We start from the raw sequence: 25,630 nt of genomic DNA, 5'->3' as shown, positions 1-25,630 counted from the left end.
ATCTCTTCCCTCGGCCGATCCCCTGCGGCATCCTGCCGCCCATGAAGACGGAGCTGAGCCAAAAACTGGGGATCGAGCACGCCATCTTCGGCTTCACGCCCTTTCCCGCGGTGGCCGCCGCCATCACCAGAGCCGGCGGCTTCGGCGTGCTCGGAGCGGTCCGGTACACCGCCCCCGACGAACTCGCCCGCGACCTCGACTGGATGCAGGACCACACCGACGGACTGCCGTACGGGCTCGACGTCGTCATGCCCGCGAAGAAGGTCGAAGGGGTGAGCGAGTCCGACGTCGAGGCGATGATCCCCGAAGGGCACCGCGAGTTCGTCCGCACCACCCTCGCCAAGCACGGCGTACCCGAACTCGCCGAAGGCGAGGCCTCCGGCTGGCGCATCACCGGCTGGATGGAGCAGGTCGCCCGCAACCAGCTCGACGTCGCCTTCGACTACCCCATCAAGCTCCTCGCCAACGCCCTCGGCTCCCCGCCCGCCGACGTGGTCCGGCGAGCCCACGACCACGACGTGCTCGTCGCGGCGCTCGCGGGCAGCGCCCGGCACGCTCGCCACCACGCCGAGGCAGGCATCGACGTCGTCGTCGCCCAGGGGTACGAGGCCGGCGGCCACACCGGCGAGATCGCCTCCATGGTCCTCACCCCCGACGTCGTCGACGCCGTCTCCCCGCTGCCCGTCCTCGCCGCCGGCGGCATCGGCAGCGGCGAGCAGATCGCCGCCGGGCTCGCGCTCGGCGCCCAGGGCGTCTGGCTCGGCTCGCTCTGGCTCACCACCACCGAGGCCGATCTCCACTCGCGCGCCCTCACCGCCAAGCTCCTCGCCGCCGGCTCCGGCGACACCGTCCGCTCCCGCGCCCTGACCGGCAAGCCCGCCCGCCAGCTCCGCACCGAGTGGACCGACGCGTGGGACGACCCGGCGGGCCCCGGCACCCTCCCGATGCCGCTCCAGGGGCTGCTGGTCGCCGAGGCCGTCTCCCGTATCCAGAAGTACGAGGTCGATCCGCTGCTCGGCACGCCGGTCGGGCAGATCGTCGGCCGGATGAATTCCGAGCGCAGTGTGCAGCAGGTCTTCGACGAGCTCACCAGCGGGTTCGAGAAGGCCGTCGACCGCATCAACCGCATCGCCGGACGGAGTGCCCCGTGAGTCAGACGAACGGATTCTGGTCCCAGGCCACCGCCGACCCCGCCTGTACGGTGCTGATCGCGCCGGACGGCGAGGAGTGGACGGCAGGACGGCTCCACGCCGACGTGAACCGGCTGGTCCACGGGTTGCGCGCGGCCGGCCTGGAGCGGGGCGACGCCTTCGCCGTCGTCCTGCCCAACGGCGTGGAGTTCCTCGCCGCGTATCTCGCCGCCTCCCAGGCCGGGTTCTATCTCGTCCCGGTCAACCACCACCTCGTCGGGCCCGAGATCGCCTGGATCGTCGCGGACTCCGGCTCCAAGGTCCTCGTCGCCCACGAGCGGTTCGGGCCCGCGGCGACGGCCGCCGCCGACGAGGCGGGCCTGCCCGCCACCCACCGCTACGCCGTGGGAACGGTGCCGGGGTTCCGGCCGTACGCCGAACTCCTGGACGGGCGATCGGAGTCCGTCCCGGAGGACCGCACCCTCGGCTGGGTCATGAACTACACCTCCGGCACCACCGGCCGCCCCCGCGGCATCCGCCGCCCGCTGCCGGGAAAGCTCCCCGAGGAGACGTACCTCGGAGGCTTCCTCGGCATCTTCGGGATCAGGCCCTTCGACGGAAACGTGCACCTCGTCTGCTCGCCGCTCTACCACACGGCCGTGCTGCAGTTCGCCGGCGCCGCGCTCCACATCGGCCATCCGCTCGTCCTCATGGACAAGTGGACCCCCGAGGAGATGCTGCGGCTCATCGACGCCCACGACTGCACCCACACGCACATGGTCCCCACCCAGTTCCACCGGCTGCTCGCGCTGCCCGAGGCGGTGCGGAGCCGGTACGACGTCTCGTCGATGCGCCACGCCATCCACGGCGCCGCGCCCTGTCCCGACCACGTCAAGCGGGCGATGATCGACTGGTGGGGGAGCTGTGTGGAGGAGTACTACGCGGCCAGCGAGGGCGGCGGCGCCTTCGCCACCGCCGAGGACTGGCTGAAGAAGCCCGGCACGGTCGGCAAGGCGTGGCCCATCAGCGAACTCGCCGTCTTCGACGACGACGGCAACCGCCTCCCGCCCGGCGAACTCGGCACCGTCTACATGAAGATGAGCACCGGCGGCTTCTCGTACCACAAGGACGAGGCGAAGACGGCGAAGAACCGCATCGGCGACTTCTTCACGGTCGGCGACCTGGGCGTCCTCGACGAGGACGGCTATCTCTTCCTCCGCGACCGCAAGATCGACATGATCATCTCGGGCGGGGTCAACATCTATCCCGCCGAGATCGAGTCGGCGCTCCTGACCCATCCCGCGGTCGCCGACGCCGCGGCCTTCGGTATCCCGCACGCCGACTGGGGCGAGGAGGTGAAGGCCGTCGTCGAGGCGGCCGAGGGCCACGAAGCGGGCGACGCGCTCGCCGCGGAGATCCTGGCGCACTGCGAGGAGCGCCTCGCCGGCTACAAGCGCCCCAAGTCGCTGGACTTCATCGCCGCCATGCCCCGGGACCCGAACGGCAAGCTCTACAAGCGCAGGCTCAGGGAGCCCTACTGGGAGGGTCACGAGCGCCCGCTCTAGCCGGCTTCCGGGCCGGTTCACGTACAGTCGAACCGTCGTGCCCCGGCCCCGGAAGGTGTGTCCCGCTGTGCGCTACCGACTCTTCGGCCGAACCGGCCTGCGCGTGTCCGAGCTGATGCTCGGCGCGATGACCTTCGGTGAGGAGGGTGGCGTCGGCACCTCGCCGGAGGAGGCCCGCAGGATCGTCGACCTGTACGCCGACGCGGGCGGCAACGCCATCGACACGGCCGTGAACTACCAGGGCGGCGAGAGCGAGACGATCCTCGGCGAGCTGCTCGCGGGGCGGCGCGACCGGTTCGTCCTCGGCACCAAGTACACCGTCACCCGCGACGCGACCGACCCGAACGCGGGCGGCAACCACCGCAAGAACCTCGTCCGCTCCCTGGAGACGAGCCTCAGGCGGCTGCGCACGGACCACGTCGACGTCTACTGGGTCCACATCTGGGACCGGCACACGCCGATCGAGGAGACCATGAGCGCCCTCGACGCCGCCGTGCGCGCCGGCAAGGTCCTCTACGTCGGCATCTCCGACGCCCCCGCCTGGCTCGTCGCCCGCGCCAACACCCTCGCGGAGTGGCGCGGCTGGCAGCCCTTCGCGGGCCTTCAGGTGCCGTACAGCCTGCTCCAGCGCGACGTCGAGCGCGAACTGCTGCCGATGGCCGAGGAGTTCGGCATGAGCGTCACCGCGTGGAGTCCGCTGGCCGGCGGCGTCCTTTCCGGCAAGTACACCCGGCCGGGCGGACCGGGCGCGACCTCGCGGTACTCCGTCGACTCCCTCTCCGACCGGGACCTCGCTGTCGCGCGCGCGGTGCAGGACGCCGCCGACGAACTGGGAGTCACGCCCTCGCAGGTCGCGCTCGCCTGGGTGCGCCACCGGTCCCGGGCCGTGCTCCCGATCGTCGGCGTCCGCTCGGCGGAACAGCTCAAGGACAACCTCGGCGCACTCGAGGTGACGCTGCCCCAGGAGGTCGTGGAGCGGCTGGAGGCGGCGACGGAGTTCACGCGCGGCTTCCCCCACGACTTCATCGACGGGACGAGTCCGTGGGTGTTCGGCGACAGCCACCCGAACGTCGACGGGCGCCGGCTCGGCTGACCACGCGCCGCCGGTCCCGGACCGCGTGGGGCACCGGGACCGCATGGAGCACGGAGCCGGGTGGTAGACGGAGCGGGGTGGAGCATAGGCCGCAAGTCGGCGAATGTCTCCTTTATGGCAGGATGCAGGGCATGAGTTCGAGCGAGGCGGGGCTGGTACGGCAGTGGACGACGTGGGGACCGGTCCTTGCGGCCGTCACCCTCGGGCTCACATGGGGGCGTGGTCTCCCGGGCTTCGTCATCGGCCTCGTCGCGGCCTGTCTGTTCGCCGCCGTCCTGGCCGCCGTCCATCACGCCGAGGTCGTCGCCCACCGCGTGGGCGAGCCCTTCGGCTCGCTCGTCCTCGCGGTCGCCGTCACGGTCATCGAGGTCGGACTGATCGTCACCCTGATGGCAGGCGGTGGCGAGAAGGCCTCCACCTACGCCCGTGACACCGTCTTCGCCGCAGTCATGATCACCTGCAACGGCATCGTCGGGCTCTCCCTTCTTGTGGGCGCCCTGCGCAACCGCGTCGCCGTCTTCAACGCCGAGGGGTCCGGCGGCGCCGTCGCCACGGTCTGCACGCTCGCGACGATGACCCTGGTCCTGCCGACCTTCACCACCAGCCACCCCGGCCCCGAGTTCTCCGGGGCGCAGCTCGCCTTCGCCGCCGTCGCCTCGCTCTGTCTGTACGGAGTGTTCGTCGCCGTCCAGACCTTCCGGCACCGCGACTACTTCCTCCCCGTCGCGCGTCCCGGGCACGAGTCCGAGGACGACCACGCCGATCCGCCGAGCGTCCGGGAGACCGTGGCGAGCCTCGGCCTGCTCCTGCTGGCGCTCGTCGCGGTGGTGGGTCTTGCCAAGATCATCTCGCCGACCATCGAGGACGGCGTCGAGTCGGCCGGCCTGCCGAAGGCCGTCGTCGGCGTGATCATCGCCCTGATGGTGCTGCTCCCCGAGACGCTCGCCGCCGTGCGCGCCGCACGCCGGGACCGGATGCAGACCAGCCTCAACCTCGCCTACGGCTCCGCGATCGCCAGCATCGGCCTGACCATCCCGGCGATCGCCCTCGCCTCGATCTGGCTCTCCGGACCCCTGGTCCTGGGCGTCGGGGCCGTCCACATGGTCCTGCTCGTGCTCACCGCCGTCGTGAGCGCGCTGACCGTGGTGCCCGGCCGGGCCACCCTGCTCCAGGGTGGCGTCCACCTCGCGATCTTCGCCGCGTTCGTCTTCCTGTCGTTCAGCCCCTGACGCGGGCTCGGCAACGCACCCGGCCTGCACCGGTACTTGACCCGTCGCACGGGGCCGCCGAGGATCCCGGCATGGAACGACTCCTCACCCGGACCGTCGACGGCGTCCTGCGCATGAGCGCCCAGCGCACCCCCGAGCGGATCGCCCTGCGGTACGCGGACCGCGCCTGGACCTATGCCGAGCTGGACGCGGCCGTGACCACCGCGGCCGCCGTGCTGCGCGAGCGGTACGGGCTCGAGGATCGGGCCCGCGTCGCGACGTACGCCCACAACTCCGACGCGTACCTCATCGCCTTCCTCGCCTGCTCCCGCGCGGATCTGATCCACGTCCCCGTCAACCACCACCTCACCGGCGACGACCTCGACTACATCCTGCGTCAGTCCGGCAGTTCGCTGGTCCTCGCGGACCCCGCGCTCGCCGACCGGGTTCCGGCCGACCTGGCGGTGCGGGCCCTGCGGGACACCGAGGACTCCTTCCTCGCGGCGCTCGCCGAGCCCGACACGTACGACACCGACCGCGACGCCCGCGAGTACGTCCAACTGCTCTACACCTCCGGCACGACCGCCCTGCCCAAGGGCGCCCGGATGACCCACCGGGCGCTCGTCCACGAGTACGCCAGCGCCATCGAGGCCCTCGACCTGCACGAGGACGACAAGCCCGTCCACTCGCTGCCGCTCTACCACTCCGCGCAGATGCACGTCTTCCTGATGCCCTACCTCGCGGTCGGCGCCGAGAACACCATCGTCGACGGGCCCGATCCGAAGACGCTCTTCGACCTGATCGAGGAGGGCCGCGCCGACAGCCTCTTCGCGCCGCCGACCGTGTGGATCGGGCTGTCCAACCACCCGGAGTTCGCCGGCCGCGACCTCTCCGCCCTGCGCAAGGCGTACTACGGCGCGTCGATCATGCCCGTGCCCGTGCTGGAGCGGCTGCGCGAACGGCTGCCCGGGCTGCGCTTCTACAACTGCTTCGGGCAGAGCGAGATCGGTCCGCTCGCCACCGTCCTCGGCCCCGACGAGCACGAGGGCCGGATGGACTCCTGCGGGAAGCCGGTGCGGTTCGTCGAGGCCAAGGTCGTCGACGAGCACGGGGCGGAGGTCCCCGACGGCACACCCGGCGAGATCGTCTACCGCTCACCGCAGCTGTGCGACGGCTACTGGGACAAGCACGACGAGACCAGGGCCGCCTTCCGCGGGGGCTGGTTCCGCTCGGGCGATCTCGCCGTGCGCGACGCGGAGGGCTACTACACGGTCGTGGACCGCGTGAAGGACGTCATCAACTCCGGCGGTGTGCTGGTCGCCTCACGCCAGGTCGAGGACGCCCTGTACACCCATCCGGGAGTCGCCGAGGTCGCCGTCGTGGGTCTGCCGGACGACCGCTGGATCGAGGCGGTCACCGCCGTCGTCGTCCCCCGCGCGGCCGGGGTGACCGAGGCCGAACTCCTCGCCCACGCCCGTGAGAAACTCGCCCATTTCAAGGCCCCGAAGAAGGTCCTCTTCGTGGACGAGCTGCCGCGCAACGCCAGCGGAAAGATCCTCAAGCGCGAGCTGCGCGACCGCTTCGCCGCCTCCTGACGGCGGCGCGACCGGCTTCCCCTCCGGAGGGGAAGCCGGTCAGTGCTCGCCCCGCAGGTCCACGATCCGCTTGATCTTGCCCACCGACCGCTCCAGCGTCTCGGGGTCGACCACCTCGACCGCGACCGAGACCCCGACACCGTCCTTCACCGCCTGCGCGATCGTCCGGGCCGCCTCCGCCCGCTGCTCGGGGGAGGCGTCAGGGCGCGCCTCGGCCCGGACGGTCAGCGCGTCGAGCCGCCCCTCCCGGGTCAGCTTCAGCTGGAAGTGGGGGGCCACCGCGGTCGTCCGCAGGACGATCTCCTCGATCTGGGTGGGGAAGAGGTTCACCCCGCGCAGGATCACCATGTCGTCGCTGCGGCCCGTGACCTTCTCCATCCGCCGGAACACCCGCGCCGTGCCCGGCAGCAGCCGGGTCAGGTCGCGGGTGCGGTACCGGATGACGGGCATGGCCTCCTTCGTGAGGGAGGTGAACACCAGCTCGCCCTCCTCGCCGTCCGGCAGCACCTCTCCCGTGAACGGGTCCACGATCTCGGGGTAGAAGTGGTCCTCCCAGATGTGCAGGCCGTCCTTGGTCTCCACGCACTCCTGCGCGACGCCCGGACCCATCACCTCCGAGAGCCCGTAGATGTCGACGGCGTCGATGGCGAAGCGCTCCTCGATCTCTTGGCGCATCGCCTCGGTCCACGGCTCGGCGCCGAATATCCCGACCTTGAGCGAGGTCGTCCGCGGATCAACCCCCTGCCGCTCGAACTCGTCGAGCAGGGTGAGCATGTACGAGGGCGTGACCATGATGATCTCGGGCTTGAAGTCCTGGATCAGCTGCACTTGACGTGCCGTCATGCCACCCGAGGCGGGGATGACCGTACAGCCGAGCCGCTCCGCGCCGTAGTGCGCGCCGAGACCGCCGGTGAACAGGCCGTACCCGTACGCCACATGGACCTTGTGCCCCGGCCTGCCGCCCGCCGCGCGGATCGAGCGGGCCACGACGTCCGCCCAGGTGTCCAGGTCGCGGTCGGTGTAACCGACCACCGTCGGGCGGCCCGTGGTCCCGCTGGAGGCGTGGATGCGCCGGACCTCGGACTGGTCGACCGCGAACATCCCGAAGGGGTAGTGGTCCCGCAGGTCGGTCTTGACGGTGAACGGGAAGCGGGCGAGGTCGGCCAGTGAGCGGCAGTCGTCGGGGTGCATCCCCGCCTTGTCGAAGGACTGCCGGTAGAAGTCCACGTTCCCGTACGCGTGGCGCAGCGTGGCGCGCAGCCTCTCCAGCTGGAGTGCCTCAAGCTCCTCGCGTCCGAGCCGTTCGCCGCTGTCCAGCAGATCCGTCATGTGCCGCCCACTCCCGTCCGAACGCCCTGAACGTCTGAAATCGGACTACCGATCATTCGGTAGATGTAGTGAGGTCAGTAAATCCGGCTCGACCGGGCGCATGGCAAGAGGGTGGCGCCGATTTTCTGCTCCCGTGATCGCCCCCCTACGCTGAGTGACCGTGATTCTCTGGCTGCTCAACCACGTCGGTACCCTCACCCTCGCCGTCCTGATCGTCGGCGGCACCGTACTCGCGGCACTCACCGGCAGCGTGCTGCTGCGCCGCAGACACCCCCGGCTCGCCGACGGCGAGCACAACGACATGGTGGGTGTCGTCCTCGGGATGTTCGGCGCCATCTACGGGATCATCCTCGCCTTCGTCATCGTCACCCTGTGGACCCAGATGGAGAACACCCAGAACGTCGTCGCGGCCGAGGCGACCGGTGTCGCGCTGATCGTGCGGGACGCCCGCGCCTTCCCGCCGGCGGAACAGGCCCGGGTGAACGCGGCGGCCTCCGGCTATGTGCACACCGTCGTCGAGGTGCAGTGGCCGCTCATGCGCGAGGGCACCGCGGACTACTCCGTCACCGGACGGAGGCTCGAGGAGCTGTACGACGCCCTGCAGGCGTACGAGCCCGTCACCGAGTCGCAGAAGGCCTTCTACGCCCAGGCGGTCGCCACGCTGGACGGCGTGGCCGGCGACCGCCGGGCCCGGCTCACCATGGCCGGCCAGCAGCTGCCGCCCCTCCTTCAGGTGCTCGCCGTCGGAGGTGCCCTGGTGATCATCCCGCTGACCTTCCTCTACGGCATGCGGAGCCGGCGGATGCAGCTGCTGTTCGTCGCCTCGGTGGCGGCGCTCATCGGCTTCAGCCTCCTCCTGGTCGTCGTCCTCGACCGGCCCTTCGCGGGGGAGCTGAGCGTCAGCCCCGCTCCGTACCGGGAAGGCGCGCTGGCGCAGTTCTGGGAGCCCGCCCGGGAGGCGTCCGCAGTGCGGTGACGTGGCGCCTGCCGTGCGACGACGTGGCGTCCGCCGTGCGACGACGCCCGACCGGCGGAGCGTGCACGGCGCTCGCGCGGCGCCCCCTCCCGCGCGTGCTGCGGCGCGCAGGGCCGCGTACCTATGCCATGGGCAACAATGCGTCACATCTGGATGCGGATAGTGACGAGAACGTGACGACTCATGATCGGTCCGGTCGACGTCGACGTGCGTCCGCGCGCCTGACCCGACGGTTCACACCCCCCGGCTCGTCGGGGCGCGGAAATCCACTTGCCGCGCCCCGACACGGGTGCTGGAGTGCCGTGAATGGACCACGCAGCGCTACGCGCCCTCTTCGACCGTCAACTGCGCCTCGGCGCCCGCCCGGACGGGCCCGGCACCCGGGTGGAGCGGGTCGGCCCGGTCGTACGGCAGACCGGCCCGGCCCACGCCTGGAACGGGGTCCTCTGGTCCGGCCTCCAGGAGCGGGACGCCGACGAGGCCATCGCCGGACAGATCCGGCACTTCACGGAGCTCGGCCTGCCCTTCGAGTGGAAGGTGTACGGGCACGACGGCCCGGCCGACCTCGCCGAGCGCCTCCTCGCTGCCGGCTTCACCGCCGAGGATCCGGAGACCCTGATGGTCGCCGAGGCGGCGACGCTGCCCACCTCCGTGGACCTTCCCGAGGGCGTCGCACTGGTCCCCGTCACCGACGCCGCCGGGGTGAAGCTGGTGACCGAGGTCCACGACCGGGCCTTCGGCGGTGACAGCTCCCACATCGGCCGGCAGCTCCTCGGCCAGCTGGCCGCCGCCCCCGACACCGTCGCCGCCGTACTCGCCATGGCCGGCGACGAACCCGTCAGCGCCGCGCGCCTCGAGCTCTACCCCGGCACGGACTTCGCGGGCCTGTGGGGCGGCGGCACGGTCGAGCCCTGGCGGGGCAAGGGCCTGTACCGGGCGCTTGTCGCCTTCCGTACACGGATCGCCCTCGAGCGGGGCCACCGCTTCGTCCAGGTCGACGCGGCCGAGACGAGCCGCCCCATCCTCCAGCGCCTCGGCTTCGCCGCCCTCACGACGACCACGCCGTACGTGTACGCCCCCTAGGGAGTGGCACGCCGGCCGGTGGCTACGGGCGCGCCCAGTGGGTGGGGCGCTCGAAGCCCTCCGGCAGGCGGGTCGTGCCGTCGCCGCGGGCCGCGTTCAGCTGCGGCTGGGTGAGGAACAGGGCGCCGGTGAGGTCCGCCCCGGACAGCTCGGCGTCGCGCAGATCCGCGCCGATCAGATCGGCGAGGGACAGGTCCGCGCCCGTGAGGTCGGCGGCGATCAGCAGAGCGCCGCGCAGGTCCGCGCCCCGCAGCTTGGCTCCTCTGAGCCGTGCCCCCATCAGGTCCGCGCCCCGCCGGCTCCTGGCCTTGCCGCCCGCGGTCGCCCGCACCAGCGTGCTCGTCCTCAGGAGGAGCGGGTTGACCTCACCGCGCACGGCGGCGACGTCGAGCTTCTCCAGGTCGTCCGCCGACCCCTCCGTCAGCCGCTCCACCCGGGCGAGGGCATGCCGCAGCTCGCCGTGGACCGGGCGGGCGGCGGGCCGGGCGAGCGCCTCGGTGAGGTAGCGCAGCAGCTCGTGGAGCTGCCGCATCACCGGGAACACCTCGTACATCTGGCGCGAGGTCTCCGGGGCCTCGCGCCAGGAGACCCCGTGGAAGGTGACCTGGGAGACCTTCTGGCCTGCCCCGAAGCAGTCGTACACCGTGCACCCCGAGAAACCGCTCGGCCGCAGCCTGGTGTGGATGCCGCAGCGGAAGTCCCCCTGGAGGTTCCGGCAGGGCTCGCCCGAGGACTTGTTCACCGCGAAGTCCGCGGACTTCGCGAAGGGGAGCGCGACGCAGCAGAGTCCGAAGCAGTTGGCGCAGTCGCCTCGGAGGGTCTCGGGCATGGGTGTGCTGTTCCTTCGTCGACGGGGGTGGACTGCCACCGTATCGCGCCGTGGGTGAAATCGGTTGCGAAGATCATCGGGCCTCGCCGACGATCGGTGCCATGCCTACCTTCACGACGTACGACGGGACCGAACTCGCCTATGACGTACGGGGGGACGGCGAGCCGCTCGTCTGCCTGCCCGGCGGCCCCATGCGCGACGCCACGTACTTCGGCGAGCTCGGCGGCCTTGCCGCGCGTCGCAGGCTGATCGTGCTCCATCTCCGCGGCACCGGTGCGAGCGGCGTACCCGCGGACCCCGCCTCGTACCGCTGCGACCGGCAGGTGGCGGACGTCGAGGCGCTCCGCGACCACCTCGGCCTGGACAGCGTCGACCTGCTCGGCCACTCGGCCGCCGGGAACCTGGCCACCCTCTACGCGGCGGCGCACCCCGAGCGGGTCCGCTCCCTCGTCCTGGTCACCCCGGGCACGAGGGCGGTGGGCATCGACATCACGGACGAGGAGTGGGACCGGGCCGGGGAGGTCTTCGCGGACCAGCCCTGGTACGCCGGGGCGCGGGCCGGCCTCGCGACGATCGGCACCGACACACCGATGGCGCGGGTCATGGAGATCGCCTCCCCCTTCGCCTACGGACGGTGGGACGAGGCCGCCCGGGCCCACGCCGCCGCGGCGGCCGACGAGATCCACTGGGACGCCGCGGCCGCCTACTACGCACCCGGCGCCTTCGACCCCGGGGCGACCCGGGCGGCGCTGAGCGCCCTCACCGCGCCGGTCCTGATCCTGGCGGGGGAGTACGACGGCGGTCCGTCCCCGGCGCGGGCGGCGGAGCTCGCGGAGTGCTTCCCGCACGCCGAGGTGGCCGTCCAGCGCGGCGCGGGGCACTTCCCCTGGGTCGACGACGCGGCGGCCTTCGCCCGTCCGGTCGCCGCGTTCCTCGACCCGGAGGTACGCACGGTCGCCGTGGACGGCGTGCGCCTCGCGTACCGGGTGTGGGGCGAGGAGGGTGCCCCGCCCGTCGTGCTGGTCCACGGCCGCGGCGGGAGCGGCGCCGACTGGGTGCGGATCGCCGAGGAGCTGGCCGGCGACCGCCGCGTGTACGCCGTCGATCTGCGCGGGCACGGCCTCAGCGACTGGACCGGCCCGTACGGCTTCGACGCGTTCCGCGACGAGCTGCGCGGGTTCATGAAGGCGCTGGATCTCGGCGGCGCCGACGTGGTCGCCCACTCGATGGGCGGCGCCGCGGCCTACCTCCTCGCCATGGACGAACCGAGCCTGATCGGCCGGCTGGTCCTGGAGGAGGCGCCCGTCTTCTTCCCGCTGGACCCGCCGCGCGGCCACGCGGAGCGCCCCGAAGGCCCCCCGGTTCTCGACTGGGAGGTCGTCCTCGCGACGAACGCCCAGCTGAACGAGCCGGACCCCGCCTGGCGCGAGGGCGTCAGCGAGATCACCTCACCGACCCTGGTCCTGGCCGGGGGCGAGAGCAGCCGTCTCGCGCAGGAGCGGCTGCTCTGGATGGCGGACCGACTGCCCGAGGGCCGCCTCGTCACGATCGGGACGGGCCACGAGATCCACACCTCCCGGCCGGTCGAGTTCCTCGCCGCGCTGAGGGAGTTCGGCATCTGACACCCTCTGGCAGCGGTCAGAGGACGTCGTACATCAGGTGGGTCGCGGTCGATGTCGGGGTCACGCTCCGCCGCACCAGCGTGCGCGGGGTTCCGCCGGTGAACAGGGGCGTCCCGGAGCCCAGGACGACGGGTGCGAGGTGCAGGGACAGCGCGTCGACGAGCCCGGCCTCGAAAGCCGAGCCGATCGTCGCACCGCCGCCCATGAGGACGACGTCGAGGTCCTCGTCGCTGACCGAGGAGGCGGCCTCGGCGCGTTCGCGCGCGACGGCGACGGCCTCGGGGAGACCGCCGGTGACGAAGGTCCAGTCGAGATCGGTGAGACGCACCGATTCCGGTGGCGAACTCGTCACGACCACGAACGCGGGCCTGCCGACCTCGCCGGCGCCGTAACCGGTCGTGTCGTCCCAGCCCTGCGGCCCGTCCACGAGGTCGAAGAGGTGACGACCGAGGACGACGGCCCCCGAGCGGACGGTCCCCTCGCGCAGGATCCGGCGGTCCTCTGCGTCGTCGGAGAACGCCCAGGTGTGCAGGGCCTCGCCACCCCTGCCCAGACCGCTCTCCGGACCGGGATCGGGACCGGTGACGAAGCCGTCGAGCGAGACCGAGATGTCGGCGATGATGCGCGTCATGTCCGAGTCATACCAGGACAGCCTCGCCCCACCGGCCCCGTGCGACGACGCCGCGCCCGGTACCGGCTGGACGAGGTGGTTCGGCAGGCCCGGAGCGCCCGGCGGCGTCGGTGCTCAGGAGCGTGAGGACCGGGGGTCCTCGGCGGCGGCGACCGAGCGGGCCCAGCGGTAGTCGGCCTTGCCGCTGGGGGAGCGCTCGATGCGGTCGGTGATCACGAGCTGGCGGGGGATCTTGTACCCGGCGAGCCGGGTACGGCAGTGGGTCTGGACGGTCTCCAGATCGAGCGCGGGGGCCCCGGCGCGCAGCTGGACGACGGCCGCCACATGGTTGCCCCACTTCGCGTCGGGAACCCCGGCGACGAGCGCGTCGTACACGTCCGGATGGGACTTGAGCGCCTGCTCGACCTCCTCCGGGTAGACCTTCTCGCCGCCCGTGTTGATGCACTGCGAACCGCGGCCGAGGACCGTGACGATGCCGTGCTCGTCGACGGTCGCCATGTCGCCGAGCAGGACCCACCGCTCGTCGCCCTTCTGGAAGAAGGTCTCGGCCGTCTTCGCCGGGTCGTTGTAGTAGCCGAGCGGCACGTGTCCGCGCTGGGCGAGGCGTCCGGGCTCGCCCACGGCCACCTCCTCGTACGTCGCCGGGTCGACCACCCGCGTGCGCTCGTTCACCTCCAGGCGGAAGCCCTTCTCCGGGCCCGAGTCGTCCGTCGCCTTGCCGTTGGAGCCGGACTCCGAGGAGCCGAAGTTGTTCAGGAGCAGGACGCCGGGCACGAGCGCCTGGAACTGCGCCCGTACCGTCTCCGACATGATCGCCCCGGACGAGGAGACGCTGAAGAGGGAGGAGAGGTCCGTGCCCTTGAGCGGCCCGTGGAGCGCGTCGATCAGCGGCCTGAGCATGGCGTCACCGACCAGCGACACACTGGAGACCTTCTCCTTCTCGATGGTCCGGAGCACCTCCTCGGGCGCGTACTTGCGGTGGATCACCACCCGCTGGCCGTAGTTGAAGGCGATGAACGAGGTCAGCGTCGAGGTTCCGTGCATCAGCGGGGGAGCGGGGAAGAACGTGATCCCGGAGCCGCCCGCCGCCACGCGCTCCGCGAGCTCCTCCGGCCGCTTGACCGGCTCGCCCGCCGGGTCGCCGCCGAAGAGCCCGGCGAAGAAGAGGTCCTCCTGGCGCCACATGACGCCCTTCGGCATCCCCGTGGTACCGCCGGTGTAGATGATGAAGAGGTCGTCGGCGGAGCGCGGGGCGAAGCCCCGTTCCGGCGAACCGGCCGCCTCCGCCTCCGTGAACGGCACGCAGTCGAGCGCGGGCGCGTTCTCGCGCAGGGTCCCCACCCGCACGAGGTGCCGCAGCTTCTCCGTCTGCGGCAGCGCGGCCGCGACCCGTCCGGTGAACTCGGCGTCGAAGACGAGCGCGGCCAGATCGGCGTCCGTGTAGAGGTAGACCAGCTCCTCCTCCACATAGCGGTAGTTCACGTTCACCGGGACGATCCGTGCCTTGAGGCAGGCCAGGACGGTCTGCAGGTACTCGATCCCGTTGTAGAGGTGCAGGCCCAGGTGCTCGCCCGGCCGGATCCCGGCGTCGATCAGATGGTGGGCGAGACGGTTGGCCGCGGTGTCCAGCTCCGCGTACGTGAGCCGGCGCTCCGCCCCCGTGCCCGGGTGGTCGACGTACACGAGCGCCTCGCGCTCCGGGACCACGTCCACGACCGATTCGAACAGGTCGGCAAGGTTGTACTCCACCGTTCCTCCTGACCTCGCTGGTCGTCCTGGCCCGAACTGACTCCGACTCGGCGGTCATTAGAGCGCCGGGCGGCGGAGGTGGGAAGGGGTCGCGCAGAAGAATCTGACTGGGTGTCAGAAAACTATTGAACTGGACCCGCACCTCCTGCAACCTGTTCTAGGTCTGGAGACGGGAGAACGTCCATGGGTGGGACAGAACACCTCACCGTGCAGCGCGAAGGCGCCACACTCGTGCTCACGCTCAACCGGCCTGAGGCCAAGAACGCGCTCTCACTGCCCATGCTGGTCGGGCTCTACGACGGCTGGCAGGAGGCCGACGCCGACGACACGATCCGCTCCGTCGTCCTCACCGGCGCCGGCGGCTCCTTCTGCGCCGGGATGGACCTGAAGGCGCTGGCGGGCAAGGGGATGGAGGGCGAGCGGTACCGGGACCGGATGAACGCCGACCCCGATCTGCACTGGAAGGCGATGCTGCGCCATCACCGCCCCCGCAAGCCCGTCATCGCCGCCGTCGAGGGGTACTGCGTCGCGGGCGGCACCGAGATCCTGCAGGGCACCGACATCCGCATCGCGGGCGTCACCGCCACATTCGGACTGTTCGAGGTGAAGCGGGGGCTGTTCCCGATCGGCGGCTCGACGGTCCGTCTGCCCCGCCAGATCGCCCGGACCCACGCGCTGGAGATGCTCCTCACCGGGCGTCCGTACGGCGCGGAGGAGGCGGCCCGGATCGGACTGGTCGGCCGCGTCGTCCCCGACGGAACCGCACTCGAAGCGGCCCTGGCCGTCGCCGAGCAGATCAACGCCTGCGGGCCGCTCGCGGTCGAGGCGGTGAAGGCGTCGGTGTACGAGACGGCGGAGATGACGGAAGGGGAGGGGCTGGCGGCGGAACTGAAGCGCGGCTGGCCGATCTTCGAGACGGCGGACGCGAAGGAGGGGGCGCGGGCGTTCGCGGAGAAACGCCCGCCCGTGTACCGCCGGGAGTGACCTTCCCTCCCGGGCCAGGGGCTCCCCGTCCCGGGAAACCCCGGGCCCTGAGCCCGGTTGGGGAGCGCCTCCCTTCCCGGACCAGGGGCTCCCCGTCCCGGGAAACCCCGGGCCCTCGGCCCGGTTGAGGAGCGCCTCCCTTCCCGGACCGGCGCTCCGGCCCGGAACTCCGTGCCCCAGCCCGGTTCGGGAGTGACCTCGCCTCCCGGACCGGCGCTCCGGCCCGGCTCCGCGCCTCGAACGTCGGCGGGGCTGGATTCCCCTCCGCCCTCGCCCCCACCCAAGGAGTCCCATGTCAGTCGCCCCCGCGCCGGACACCCTCCGCGCGCCCCTCGTCGTCGAGTTCCCCTTCACCCGGTCCCTCGGGCCCGTGCAGGCCGCCTTTCTGACCGGGCTGCGCGAAGAGACCGTACTCGGCGTCCGGGCCGAGGACGGGCGTGTGCTCGTACCGCCCGTCGAGTACGACCCCGTGACCGCCGCCGAACTGCGCGAACTCGTCGAGGTCGGCGCCACCGGCACCGTCACGACCTGGGCCTGGAACCCCGAACCCCGCCCCGGACAGCCCCTGTCCACCCCCTTCGCCTGGGTCCTCGTCCGGCTCGACGGCGCCGACACCGCCCTCCTCCACGCCCTGGACGCGCCCGGACCGGAAGCCGTGAGCACCGGGACGCGGGTCCGGATCCGCTGGGCCGCCGAACGGGCCGGCGCCATCACCGACATCGCCTGCTTCGAGCCGCACGACGGCGAGCCCGTGACCGGCGCCCGCCACCACGACGGCACCTTCGACGACCCCGTCACCGGCATCGTCGCCCCAGCCCGGCTGGACTACACGTACAGCCCCGGCCGCGCCCAGACCGCCTATCTCCACGCCCTCTCCGAGAACCGGACCGTCGGCGAACGCTGCCCGTCCTGCACCAAGGTCTACGTTCCGCCCCGCGGCGCCTGCCCCACCTGCGGCGTGGCCACCACCGAACGGGTGGAGGTCGGCCCGCGCGGCACCGTGACCACCTTCTGCATCGTCAACATCAAGGCCAAGAACCTCGACATCGAAGTGCCGTACGTGTACGCCCACATCGCCCTCGACGGCGCCGGGCTCGCGCTCCACGGCCGGATCGGCGGCATCCCGTACGACCAGGTCCGGATGGGTCTGCGCGTCGAACCCGTGTGGAGCGAGGACGGCCGCTTCCCCGACCACTACCGGCCCACCGGCGAACCCGACGCCGACTACGACACGTACAAGGAGCTGCTGTGACGCCGGACCGATCGGACCGACCGGACCGCGAGGTGGCGATCGTCGCCTTCGCCCAGACCGACCACCGGCGGCGCACGGACGACCTGTCCGAGGTCGAGATGCTCATGCCCGTCCTGCACGACGTGCTGCGACGGACGGGCCTGAAGACCTCCGACATCGGCTTCACCTGCTCCGGCTCCTCCGACTACCTCGCCGGGCGCGCCTTCTCCTTCACGATGGCCCTCGACGGCGTCGGCGCCTGGCCGCCGATCTCCGAGTCCCACGTCGAGATGGACGGCGCCTGGGCGCTCTACGAGGCCTGGGTGAAGCTGCTGACCGGCGAGGCCGACAGCGCGCTCGTCTACTCGTACGGCAAGTCCTCACCCGGCTCCGTGCGCGACGTCCTCACCCGGCAGCTCGACCCCTACTACGTCGCCCCGCTCTGGCCCGACAGCGTCGCCCTCGCCGCGCTCCAGGCACAGGCGCTCATCGACGCCGGACATGCGGACGAACCCGCGCTGGCCGCCGTCGCCGCCCGCAGCCGCCAGGACGCGACCGCCAACCCGCACGCCCAGCTGCCCGGCGCCCGTGACCAGGGCGAGTACCGCGTCGCACCGCTGCGCACCGGCGACTGCCCGCCCGTCGGCGACGGCGCGGCCGCCGTTATCCTCGCCGTCGGCGAGCGGGCCCGCGAACTGTGCGAGCGCCCGGCCTGGATCCGCGGCATCGACCACCGGATCGAGGCCCACTCGCTCGGCGTACGGGACCTCACCGACTCGCCCTCCACCCGCCTCGCCGCCGAACGCGCCGGGGCCTTCGACCGGCCCGTCGACACGGCGGAACTGCACGCGCCCTTCACCTCCCAGGAGGTCGTGCTCCGCCGGGCCCTCGACCTCGACGAGAGCGTGAGGGTCAACCCGTCCGGCGGAGCGCTCGCCGCCAACCCGATGATGGCCGCCGGTCTGATCCGCCTCGGCGAGGCCGCCGCCCGCATCCACCGGGGCGCCTCCGACCGGGCCCTCGCCCACGCCACCTCCGGGCCCTGCCTGCAGCAGAACCTGGTCGCCGTCCTGGAAGGGGACTCTCGTGCCTAAGGAGCCCGTGGCCGTCGTCGGGATCGGCCAGACCAAGCACGTCGCCGCCCGGCACGACGTGTCGATCGCCGGACTCGTCCGCGAGGCCGCCCAGCGAGCCCTGGAGGACGCCGGACTGACGTGGGCGGACATCGACGCCGTCGTCATCGGCAAGGCCCCCGACTTCTTCGAGGGCGTGATGATGCCGGAGCTGTACCTCGCCGACGCGCTCGGAGCGGTCGGCAAACCGATGCTCCGCGTCCACACCGCCGGCTCCGTCGGCGGGTCCACCGCGCTCGTCGCCGCGAACCTGGTCGCCGCCCGCGTCCACCGCACCGTCCTGACCCTCGCCTTCGAGAAGCAGTCCGAATCCAACGCGATGTGGGGCCTCTCCCTGCCCGTCCCGTTCCAGCAGCCGCTGCTCGCCGGGGCGGGCGGCTTCTTCGCCCCGCACGTCCGCGCCTACATGCGGCGCACCGGCGCCCCCGACGGCGTCGGCTCCCTCGTCGCGTACAAGGACCGGCGCAACGCCCTGAAGAACCCGTACGCCCACCTCCACGAGCACGACATCACCCTGGAGAAGGTCCAGGCCTCGCCGATGCTCTGGGACCCCATCCGCTACTCCGAGACCTGCCCGTCCTCCGACGGCGCCTGCGCGATGGTCCTCACCGACCGGGCGGGCGCGGAGCGTTCGCCCCGGCCGCCCGCCTGGGTGCACGGCGGCGCGATGCGCAGCGAGCCCACGCTCTTCGCGGGGAAGGACTTCGTCTCCCCGCAGGCGGGCAAGGACTGCGCCGCCGACGTCTACCGGCAGGCCGGGATCACCGACCCGCGCCGGGAGATCGACGCGGTCGAGATGTACGTCCCGTTCTCCTGGTACGAGCCGATGTGGCTGGAGAACCTCGGCTTCGCCGAGGAGGGCGAGGGCTGGAAGCTGACCGAGGCCGGAGTGACCGAACTCGACGGCGACCTGCCGGTGAACCCCTCGGGCGGGGTGCTCTCCACCAACCCCATCGGAGCCTCGGGCATGATCCGCTTCGCCGAGGCGGCGCTGCAGGTGCGCGGGCAGGCGGGCGAGCATCAGGTGGAGGGCGCACGCAGGGCGCTCGGGCACGCGTACGGAGGGGGCGCGCAGTTCTTCGCCATGTGGCTCGTGGGCGACCGTCCGCCCGGCGCGTGAGGTCTGTCGGCGCCCGGTCCCCCTCGCTACCCTGAGCCCCGGAACGACGACGTTGCGCTATGCGGGAGGAGCACGGACGTGGCGGAGAGCACCACCACTCAGCAGGCCTTCACGGGTGGGGACAAGCCCGAACTCGACCTCAGCGGCGCCGACTGGAGGTCGGGCAGTCAGGGCGCGGGAGACGTCCAGATCGCCTTCGTCGAGGGCTTCATCGCGATGCGGAACGGAGGCAGCCCGGAGGCGCCGTCGCTGATCTTCACGCCGGCCGAGTGGCGGGCGTTCGTGGTCAACGCACGCGAGGGCGAGTTCGACCTGACCTGACACCTCGTCCACGGCCCCTCTCCCGGTCCCGCCCGTCCTAGGGTGGTGGTCATGAGTGCAGAACGTGATCTGACCCGGCTCGTCGCCGGGATGCGGCCGGAGCTCAACTCCGGCCGCTATGTCTTCACCACCGTGGACGGCCCCGCTCCCGGGGGCGTCGCCCCGGTCGCCACCGTCGCCGAGCGCGAGGGGCTCACGCTGGTCGTACGCCAGGAGGAGGCGGACGACGCCGGTCTGGAGTACGACTACGTGGCCGCCTGGATCACGCTGCGGGTCCACTCCGCGCTCGACGCGGTCGGACTGACCGCGGCCGTCTCGCGGGAGCTCGCCAGGGCCGGACTGAGCTGCAATGTCGTGGCGGGATTCCACCACGACCACCTCTTCGTCGAACACGCCCGGGCGGAGCAGGCGTTGGCCGTGCTGAAAGAACTTGCGGAACACCCGGACCGGTCCGCCGTCTGACCCTCGCAGGGGGCGTATACGGGCGTACGCTGGGGTCCTCGCGGGGCCCAGCGGCCCGGCCGCACTCATCCGCGCGCCGGGTGTGCGCCCCCGGCGTGGGGGTGGACGAACGTGGCAGTGCACAGTGGCAGAGCGGGCCGCCGGGGATTCGGCCTCTTCGAGCGTGAGGCGGAACTCGCGGCGGCGGAAGAGGCGTTGAACCAGCTGACCGGTCTCGGCGACGACGAGCCGTGGCCGGAACCGGATGATCCGGACGAACGGTCCCCGCTACCGCGCGAGGCACCCGGACCCGAAGCGCCGGGCGGGCTCCCGCGGGAGGGCTCGGCCGGGCCGGAAGGCCCGGCGCTGCGGCTCCTGCGCGGTGTGCCCGAACCGGCGGGCCCCGCCGGCCCCGAGGAACAGGCGGCGGTCCCGGCACCTCCCGGGTACGCGTCGACGGGACGCGCCACCCCGCCGCGCTCCCGTACGCCCCGCGGTGGCGTCCTCGCCTACGCCGCGCCCGCCGGTCTCGGGAAGACCACGCTGCTGGCCGAGATCCGGCGGCGCGCCGCCGACAAGGGATGCACCGTGCTCGCGGCGCGCGGCGGCGACCAGGAGCAGCGTGTCGCCTTCCACGTCGCGCGGCAGCTCCTGCAGCCGCAGCTCGCCGCGGCGTCCGACACCGAACTCCGCGCCCAGCTGGGCAGTTGGTACGACATCGTCGGCCCCGCCCTCGGGCTCTGCGCCGCCGGCGACGGCGGGCCACCGGACCCGCAGGGCCTGCGCGACGGGCTCGACTGGGTCCTGACCCACCTGGCCGTCCGGCGCGCCCCGCTCGTCGTCGTCCTCGACGACGCCCACTGGGCCGACCCGGAGTCCCTCGGCTGGCTCTCCGCCTTCGCGCCGCGCGCCGAGGAACTGCCCATGCTCCTCGTCGTCGCCTACCGGCCCGACGAACTCCCGGACAGCGGAGACGAGTTCACCGGACGCCGGTCCGGCAGGCGACCCCTCGGCCTCGAACCCCTCACCTCCTCCGCCATCGCGAGCCTCGTCCGCGACCGGGTCGGCTCGCACGCCGACGACACGTTCTGCCGCGAGTGCTGGACCGTCACCTCCGGCAACCCCTTCGAGGCCGTCGAACTCGCTGCCAAGGTCCGCGACCGGGGCCTCGAACCCCGGGCCGAGGCCGCCCACGAACTCCGCGACCTCGCCGCCGCCGTCAAGGGCAGCGGCCTCGTGGCGACCCTCGAACGGCTCGGCACCGCGACCGTCCGCCTCGCGTGGGCCTGCGCCGTCCTCGGCACCGAGATCTCGCCCCAGCTGGCCGGCGCCGTCGCGGGGCTGGGCGGCGAGGCGGTCGCCGACTGCGCCGGACGACTGCGCGACGCGCGCGTCCTCGCGGGCACCGAGACCCTCGAGTTCGTCCACCCGCTGATCGCCACCGCCGTCTACAAGGCCATCCCCGCCGCCACCCGTGTCGCACTGCACGGGCAGGCCGCCTGGTGCGTCATCGACGCCGGACTCGGCGCTGCCGCCGCCGCGCGCCACCTCCTGGAGACCCACCCGGAGGGCGACCCCTGGGTGGTCGGCCATCTGCGCGAGGCCGCCCGCGAGACCCTGCGCGCCGGCGCCCCCGACGCGGCCCGCCGCTTCCTCGCCCGCGCCCTGCGCGAGCCTCCCGCCGACGAGGAACGCGCCGCCGTCCTCTTCGAACTCGGCAGCGCCTCCCTGCTCACCGAGCCCGCCACCACCGTCAACCACCTCCGCGCCGCCCTGGAGGAGCCCGTCTCCGACCCGGCGCTGCGCCACGGCATCGTCTACCGCCTCTCCCAGGTCCTCGCCCACAGCGACCGGCTCGTCGAGGCCTCCGAACTCCTCGGCCGCGAGTCCCGGCTCACCACCGACGCCCGCAGCCGGCTCCGTATGCAGTCCGAGAAGTTCATGTGGGACGCCTTCCGCGCCGACGAACCCGACTCGCCCGCCCGCTCCCGCCGACTGGCCCGCCTCGCCGACCGGCTCACCGGCCGCGACCTCACCGAGCGGTACGTCATCGGCCTGCGCGCCTGGGACGCCACCCTGCGCGCCGAACCCTCGGCCGTCGCCGTCGACCACGCCGACCGTGCCCTGGAGGGCGGCCTCAGCTGGGCCGACGAGAGCCGGGGCTTCGAGGTCCCGGTCCTGGTGGCGCTCACCTTCCTCTACGCCGACCGGCCCGGCCGCGCCGAGGAGCTCTTCGCCGCCGGCACCGCCGAGTTCGAGCGCCAGGGCTGGCGCGGCGCCCACCTCTCCTTCGCGTACACGCTCCAGGGCTACATCAGGCTGCGCCGCGGCCGGCTCGTCGAGGCCGAGGACTTCGTCCGCGCCGGCCTGCGGCTCGCCGAGCGCGTCGGACCCCGCACCCCCGCCCACTGGTACGCCGTCGGTGTCACCATCGAGGTGCTGCTCGCCCGGGGCCGGGTCGAGGAGGCCGCACGGATCGCCCGGACCCACGACTTCGGCGAGCCCTTCCCCGCCGCCGTCACCTTCCCCGACTCCCAGACCGTCCACGCCGAACTCCTCCTCGCCACGGGACGCGTCGAGGAGGCGGCGGCCGAGCTGGCCGCCGTAGGCCGGCGCCTCGACCCGCGCGGCATGCGCAACCCGGCCTGGTGCCCCTGGCAGCTCCACCTCGCCCTCGCTGAGGCGCGGGAGACCCCGGACCGGGCCACCGCGACCGCCCTGGAGGCCGTGGCCCGCGCCCGCCAGTACGGCGCGCCCTCCACGATCGGCCAGGCGCTGCGCGTGACGGCCGAGGTCGTCGGCGGCTACGAGCGCGTGAAGCTCCTGGAGGAGTCCGTCGACTGGCTGGAGCGGTCACCCGCCGCGTACGAGCTGGCCCGATCCCTCGTGGCCCTGGGCGGCGCGCTGCGCCGAACCGGACGCACCGGCGAGGCCGCCGACTACCTCTACCGGGGCCTGGAGGCCGCCCAGACATGCGGGGCGGACGGGCTGGGGGACGAGGCCAGGGCAGAGCTCGCCGCCGCCGGGCTCAGGCCCCGGACCCTCCACCCGGCCGGCACGGACACACTCACCGCGCGTGAGCACACCGCGGCCGAGCTCACTGTCCGTGGCGAGGACGCGGCGGCCGCGCTGGGCGCCGACGAGGCGGCGGTGACCCAGCTGCTGTCCGCCGTCTACCGCAAGCTCGGCACGGATCGCGCGGGCCTCGCCCAGGCCCTCGGAAAGACCGGCCGGGAGTTCCGCGAGAGCGGGAGCCCCGACCGCCCCGCCTGACCCGCCCGGCGCCCTCGTCGTCCCTGCTCACCGCCGGTGAGCAGGCCCGTCGTGGTGCGCCCCGCAGGGGTGTCGCGGCGTGTCGCCGAGGTGCCTCGGCCGGAGGCGCCCCGGCGCGTCGCGGTGGGCGCCGGGGCACGTACCATGGCCGTATGTCCTTCCTCCGCCGCCGCAGCGCCGCCACACCCGCTGGCCCGGACTTCGACGTCCTGGCCATGGACCCGGGGGACTGGCCCGGCAATCTCGGCGCCGGCCTGCTGCCCGCACCCGACGGAAGCTGCCAGGGCGTCTTCCTGCGCTACGACCTGTTCGGCGGCCGTGGTCCCGCGATGATCATCGGCAACCTCCCGGAGGGCTCTCCGGCCCGCGAGCTCGCCGAGGGCCAGATCCCCTTCGAGGTGGCCCAGCTCCTCGCGGCGCTGGACAACGACGAGCCCGTCGAGGTGCTCGACACCGAGGACATGCCGGTGATGCAGGGAGACAACCTGCTGATCGTGCGCCGCCTGAAGCTCTCCGAGAGTCGTATCGCCTGCGTGCAGTTCGACCGCAGCGACAACGTCCTCGTCACGATCGCCAGTTGGGACCGTCCCATCACCGACGATCTCTACGCGCTGCTCAAGCCGCTGCCCGCCGAGCTGTTCCAGCAGGGCTGACGAGAGGCGGGGGCCGATGAGCGCACGCGTCGACAGCTGGATCTGGGCGGTCCGCCTCACCAAGACCCGCTCGCAGGCGGCCGCCGCCTGCCGGGCCGGGCACGTCAAGGTGAACGGCGACCGCGCCAAGCCCGCACAGCCGGTGAAGCCCGGCGACGAGGTGCGCCTCTTCCACGGCGGCCGGGAGCGGATCGTCGAGGTCACACAGCTCCTCACCAAGAGGGTCGGCCCGTCCGTCGCCGCCGAGGCGTACGTCGACAACAGTCCGCCACCGCCCCCGCGCGAGCACGTTGCGGTGGCCGCGGTCCGGGACCGCGGCGCCGGCCGTCCGACCAAGCGCGAGCGCCGCGAACTGGACCAACTGCGCGGCCGGTCCGCCTGACGCCGGGCTCAGGACACCTCGACGACGGTTCCCGTCTCGCGGGCGCGCTCCGCGGCGAGCACGGACAGGTGGCTGAGCAGCGACTCACGCGGACCTGACGAGACGAGCGAGGGGTCCTCGGCGGCGACCGCCGCGACGAACGCCTCCATGAGGCCCTCGTCGCCGCCGCCGTGACCGCCCGAGGCGGACATGTCCCCGGCGGGGACGGTGTCGATCTCCTCGGTGGCTCCGGTGCGGAAGTCATGGATGTGCAGCATGCGGCCGTCGCCCCGGATCTCGCCACGAGTGCCGAAGATCCGGGTGTGTCGGTTGGCCATCTCCGTGAAGCCGGTCATGGTGAAGGTGGCGGTGGCACCACCGGCGAACTCCATGGCGACGACCTGATGGTCGACGACGTCGTTGTCGCAGGCGTACACGCAGCGCCCGTACGGGCCGGTGCGCAGCGCCTCGTCCAGAGCCGGCCCGGTGAAGTCGTCGAGCACGACCGACAGCGGCCAGCCCTTCTCGCCGGCGGCGAGCCGGTCGCCGTAGAACCGCACGGCGTCGAAGGCGCACTCGCCGCGCACGGGGCACTCCACGCACCGGTCGGCGGCGTCCTGGGGGCGGTTGGCGGGTGTGAAGTGCGTCAGGCGGCCGAAGCTGGAGACGCGGGCGGGCGGCTCGCCGATGATGTGCTGCAGCCAGTCCAGATCGTGGCACGACTTCGCCATCAGCATGGACGTGGCCTCGTCCGTACGCCGCCAGTTGCCACGGACGTAGGAGTGCGCCTGATGCCAGTGACCGACCGGTTCCAGATGCTGCACGCTGACGACGTCCCCGATGCGGCCCGCGTCGACGAGGCGCTTCAGCTCACGGGTGTACGGGGTGTACCTCAGGACGTGGCCCACGGCCAGGATCACTCCGGCCCGCTCGACGGCGTCGACGATGGCGCGACAGGACTCCTCGTCCAGGGCCATCGGCTTCTCCAGCATGATGTGGTAGCCCTGCGCGGCGAACGCCAGAGCGGGCTCCAGATGGTCGCGGTCCAGGGTGCAGAGCAGGACCGCGTCCGCGACGCGGCCGCGCTCCACGATCCGGCGCCAGTCCGCCACGGCGGCGTCGGGGACGAGGCCGTGCTCGGTGGCGAACCGTTCGCGCCGTACACGCAACGGCTCGGCCACGGCCACGACCCGTGCGCGGTCCGGATGGTGCAGGGCGTAGCGGGCGTGCCGGGTTCCGCGGTCACCCGCGCCGACCACCAGCAGCGTTGTCGCGTCGGACATGTCTCGCTCCTTCTTTCACA

22 protein-coding genes are annotated in these 25,630 nt (G+C 72.6%); 17 read left to right on the top strand and 5 right to left on the bottom strand.

Annotation, left to right across the window (positions count from 1 at the left end; all coding sequences use genetic code 11):
* Window positions 1-41: 41 nt before the first annotated feature.
* From ACF1G2_RS18425 to ACF1G2_RS18405, 5 genes are all read left to right on the top strand, one after another.
* The gene (locus ACF1G2_RS18425; protein WP_391799258.1) at window positions 42-1,151 is read left to right on the top strand and encodes an NAD(P)H-dependent flavin oxidoreductase; all 1,110 of its coding nucleotides are present in this window, start codon (window positions 42-44) and stop codon (window positions 1,149-1,151) included.
* Window positions 1,148-2,695 (top strand): acyl-CoA synthetase, encoded by a 1,548-nt coding sequence (locus ACF1G2_RS18420; protein WP_391799257.1) that lies wholly within the window; start codon window positions 1,148-1,150, stop codon window positions 2,693-2,695. Before ACF1G2_RS18425 ends, ACF1G2_RS18420 begins: the two co-directional genes overlap by 4 nt.
* 67 nt (window positions 2,696-2,762) lie before the next feature.
* Window positions 2,763-3,788, top strand: coding sequence for an aldo/keto reductase (locus ACF1G2_RS18415; RefSeq protein WP_391799256.1), 1,026 nt, complete (start codon window positions 2,763-2,765; stop codon window positions 3,786-3,788).
* A 131-nt stretch (window positions 3,789-3,919) separates the two neighbouring features.
* Window positions 3,920-5,017 (top strand): calcium:proton antiporter, encoded by a 1,098-nt coding sequence (locus ACF1G2_RS18410; RefSeq protein ID WP_391799255.1) that lies wholly within the window; start codon window positions 3,920-3,922, stop codon window positions 5,015-5,017.
* A 71-nt stretch (window positions 5,018-5,088) separates the two neighbouring features.
* On the top strand, window positions 5,089-6,591 hold the full coding sequence (locus ACF1G2_RS18405) for a fatty acyl-CoA synthetase (RefSeq protein WP_391799254.1): 1,503 nt from the start codon (window positions 5,089-5,091) through the stop codon (window positions 6,589-6,591).
* Window positions 6,592-6,630: 39 nt separating this feature from the next.
* On the opposite strand, the gene paaK is transcribed toward ACF1G2_RS18405, so the two are convergent.
* A complete protein-coding gene (paaK, locus tag ACF1G2_RS18400; protein ID WP_391799253.1) occupies window positions 6,631-7,920 on the bottom strand; it encodes a phenylacetate--CoA ligase PaaK in 1,290 nt (429 codons plus the stop codon).
* Between the two features lie 160 nt (window positions 7,921-8,080).
* On the opposite strand from paaK, the gene ACF1G2_RS18395 reads away from it, so the two are divergent.
* Together ACF1G2_RS18395 and ACF1G2_RS18390 are read left to right on the top strand one after the other, a co-directional pair.
* Complete coding sequence (locus ACF1G2_RS18395; RefSeq protein ID WP_391799456.1) at window positions 8,081-8,896, top strand: DUF4239 domain-containing protein; 816 nt, start codon at window positions 8,081-8,083, stop codon at window positions 8,894-8,896.
* A 306-nt stretch (window positions 8,897-9,202) separates the two neighbouring features.
* Window positions 9,203-9,979 carry a GNAT family N-acetyltransferase gene (locus ACF1G2_RS18390; protein WP_391799252.1) on the top strand — a complete coding sequence of 259 codons (777 nt, stop codon included), beginning with the start codon at window positions 9,203-9,205 and terminating at the stop codon, window positions 9,977-9,979.
* Between the two features lie 22 nt (window positions 9,980-10,001).
* Here ACF1G2_RS18390 and ACF1G2_RS18385 read toward each other — a convergent pair whose 3' ends face one another.
* Entirely contained in the window at window positions 10,002-10,808 is an 807-nt protein-coding gene (locus ACF1G2_RS18385; protein ID WP_391799251.1) for a pentapeptide repeat-containing protein, read from the bottom strand.
* Window positions 10,809-10,909: 101 nt separating this feature from the next.
* On the opposite strand from ACF1G2_RS18385, the gene ACF1G2_RS18380 reads away from it, so the two are divergent.
* Window positions 10,910-12,430: an alpha/beta fold hydrolase gene (locus tag ACF1G2_RS18380; protein WP_391799250.1), complete on the top strand. Its 1,521-nt coding sequence runs from the start codon at window positions 10,910-10,912 to the stop codon at window positions 12,428-12,430.
* Between the two features lie 16 nt (window positions 12,431-12,446).
* Here the strand turns inward: ACF1G2_RS18380 and ACF1G2_RS18375 are convergent, their stop codons facing one another.
* Window positions 12,447-13,061, bottom strand: a complete 615-nt coding sequence (locus tag ACF1G2_RS18375) for a dihydrofolate reductase family protein (RefSeq protein ID WP_391799249.1) — start codon at window positions 13,059-13,061, stop codon at window positions 12,447-12,449.
* A 114-nt stretch (window positions 13,062-13,175) separates the two neighbouring features.
* The gene (locus ACF1G2_RS18370; RefSeq protein WP_391799248.1) at window positions 13,176-14,810 is read right to left on the bottom strand and encodes an acyl-CoA synthetase; all 1,635 of its coding nucleotides are present in this window, start codon (window positions 14,808-14,810) and stop codon (window positions 13,176-13,178) included.
* A gap of 183 nt (window positions 14,811-14,993) precedes the next feature.
* Here ACF1G2_RS18370 and ACF1G2_RS18365 point away from each other — a divergent pair, with 183 nt between their 5' ends.
* From ACF1G2_RS18365 to ACF1G2_RS18325, 9 genes are all read left to right on the top strand, one after another.
* Window positions 14,994-15,794 carry a crotonase/enoyl-CoA hydratase family protein gene (locus ACF1G2_RS18365; RefSeq protein ID WP_391799247.1) on the top strand — a complete coding sequence of 267 codons (801 nt, stop codon included), beginning with the start codon at window positions 14,994-14,996 and terminating at the stop codon, window positions 15,792-15,794.
* Window positions 15,795-16,086: 292 nt separating this feature from the next.
* Window positions 16,087-17,046, top strand: coding sequence for a Zn-ribbon domain-containing OB-fold protein (locus tag ACF1G2_RS18360; RefSeq protein ID WP_391799246.1), 960 nt, complete (start codon window positions 16,087-16,089; stop codon window positions 17,044-17,046).
* Window positions 17,043-18,119: a thiolase domain-containing protein gene (locus tag ACF1G2_RS18355; RefSeq protein WP_391799245.1), complete on the top strand. Its 1,077-nt coding sequence runs from the start codon at window positions 17,043-17,045 to the stop codon at window positions 18,117-18,119. The genes ACF1G2_RS18360 and ACF1G2_RS18355 overlap by 4 nt, the downstream gene beginning before the upstream one ends.
* Window positions 18,112-19,278 carry a thiolase domain-containing protein gene (locus ACF1G2_RS18350; RefSeq protein WP_391799244.1) on the top strand — a complete coding sequence of 389 codons (1,167 nt, stop codon included), beginning with the start codon at window positions 18,112-18,114 and terminating at the stop codon, window positions 19,276-19,278. Before ACF1G2_RS18355 ends, ACF1G2_RS18350 begins: the two co-directional genes overlap by 8 nt.
* 78 nt (window positions 19,279-19,356) lie before the next feature.
* The gene (locus tag ACF1G2_RS18345; RefSeq protein ID WP_391799243.1) at window positions 19,357-19,599 is read left to right on the top strand and encodes a DUF397 domain-containing protein; all 243 of its coding nucleotides are present in this window, start codon (window positions 19,357-19,359) and stop codon (window positions 19,597-19,599) included.
* A 51-nt stretch (window positions 19,600-19,650) separates the two neighbouring features.
* Window positions 19,651-20,061, top strand: a complete 411-nt coding sequence (locus tag ACF1G2_RS18340) for an ACT domain-containing protein (protein ID WP_391799242.1) — start codon at window positions 19,651-19,653, stop codon at window positions 20,059-20,061.
* A 111-nt stretch (window positions 20,062-20,172) separates the two neighbouring features.
* A complete protein-coding gene (locus ACF1G2_RS18335) occupies window positions 20,173-23,313 on the top strand; it encodes an ATP-binding protein (protein WP_391799241.1) in 3,141 nt (1,046 codons plus the stop codon).
* Between the two features lie 152 nt (window positions 23,314-23,465).
* Complete coding sequence (locus ACF1G2_RS18330; RefSeq protein WP_352189247.1) at window positions 23,466-23,966, top strand: hypothetical protein; 501 nt, start codon at window positions 23,466-23,468, stop codon at window positions 23,964-23,966.
* Between the two features lie 16 nt (window positions 23,967-23,982).
* Entirely contained in the window at window positions 23,983-24,348 is a 366-nt protein-coding gene (locus ACF1G2_RS18325) for an RNA-binding S4 domain-containing protein (RefSeq protein ID WP_391799240.1), read from the top strand.
* An 8-nt stretch (window positions 24,349-24,356) separates the two neighbouring features.
* Here ACF1G2_RS18325 and ACF1G2_RS18320 read toward each other — a convergent pair whose 3' ends face one another.
* Window positions 24,357-25,610, bottom strand: a complete 1,254-nt coding sequence (locus ACF1G2_RS18320; RefSeq protein WP_391799239.1) for a Gfo/Idh/MocA family protein — start codon at window positions 25,608-25,610, stop codon at window positions 24,357-24,359.
* Window positions 25,611-25,630 lie beyond the last annotated feature (20 nt).

Origin of the sequence: Streptomyces sp. NPDC013457 (assembly GCF_043089925.1) — a bacterium.
Classification (GTDB): Bacteria; Actinomycetota; Actinomycetes; order Streptomycetales; family Streptomycetaceae; genus Streptomyces.
This window is presented reverse-complemented; position numbering and strand designations above follow the sequence as displayed.

What these genes read in the sequence shown, in the direction of transcription:
- ACF1G2_RS18425 (WP_391799258.1), top strand. Translation starts at nt 42, where the DNA reads ATGAAGACGGAGCTGAGCCAAAAACTGGGGATCGAGCACGCCATCTTC.
- ACF1G2_RS18410 (WP_391799255.1), top strand. Translation starts at nt 3,920, where the DNA reads ATGAGTTCGAGCGAGGCGGGGCTGGTACGGCAGTGGACGACGTGGGGA.
- ACF1G2_RS18405 (WP_391799254.1), top strand. Translation starts at nt 5,089, where the DNA reads ATGGAACGACTCCTCACCCGGACCGTCGACGGCGTCCTGCGCATGAGC.
- paaK (WP_391799253.1), bottom strand. Translation starts at nt 7,920, where the DNA reads ATGACGGATCTGCTGGACAGCGGCGAACGGCTCGGACGCGAGGAGCTT.
- ACF1G2_RS18390 (WP_391799252.1), top strand. Translation starts at nt 9,203, where the DNA reads ATGGACCACGCAGCGCTACGCGCCCTCTTCGACCGTCAACTGCGCCTC.
- ACF1G2_RS18385 (WP_391799251.1), bottom strand. Translation starts at nt 10,808, where the DNA reads ATGCCCGAGACCCTCCGAGGCGACTGCGCCAACTGCTTCGGACTCTGC.
- ACF1G2_RS18380 (WP_391799250.1), top strand. Translation starts at nt 10,910, where the DNA reads ATGCCTACCTTCACGACGTACGACGGGACCGAACTCGCCTATGACGTA.
- ACF1G2_RS18375 (WP_391799249.1), bottom strand. Translation starts at nt 13,061, where the DNA reads ATGACGCGCATCATCGCCGACATCTCGGTCTCGCTCGACGGCTTCGTC.
- ACF1G2_RS18365 (WP_391799247.1), top strand. Translation starts at nt 14,994, where the DNA reads ATGGGTGGGACAGAACACCTCACCGTGCAGCGCGAAGGCGCCACACTC.
- ACF1G2_RS18360 (WP_391799246.1), top strand. Translation starts at nt 16,087, where the DNA reads ATGTCAGTCGCCCCCGCGCCGGACACCCTCCGCGCGCCCCTCGTCGTC.
- ACF1G2_RS18340 (WP_391799242.1), top strand. Translation starts at nt 19,651, where the DNA reads ATGAGTGCAGAACGTGATCTGACCCGGCTCGTCGCCGGGATGCGGCCG.
- ACF1G2_RS18330 (WP_352189247.1), top strand. Translation starts at nt 23,466, where the DNA reads ATGTCCTTCCTCCGCCGCCGCAGCGCCGCCACACCCGCTGGCCCGGAC.
- ACF1G2_RS18325 (WP_391799240.1), top strand. Translation starts at nt 23,983, where the DNA reads ATGAGCGCACGCGTCGACAGCTGGATCTGGGCGGTCCGCCTCACCAAG.
- ACF1G2_RS18320 (WP_391799239.1), bottom strand. Translation starts at nt 25,610, where the DNA reads ATGTCCGACGCGACAACGCTGCTGGTGGTCGGCGCGGGTGACCGCGGA.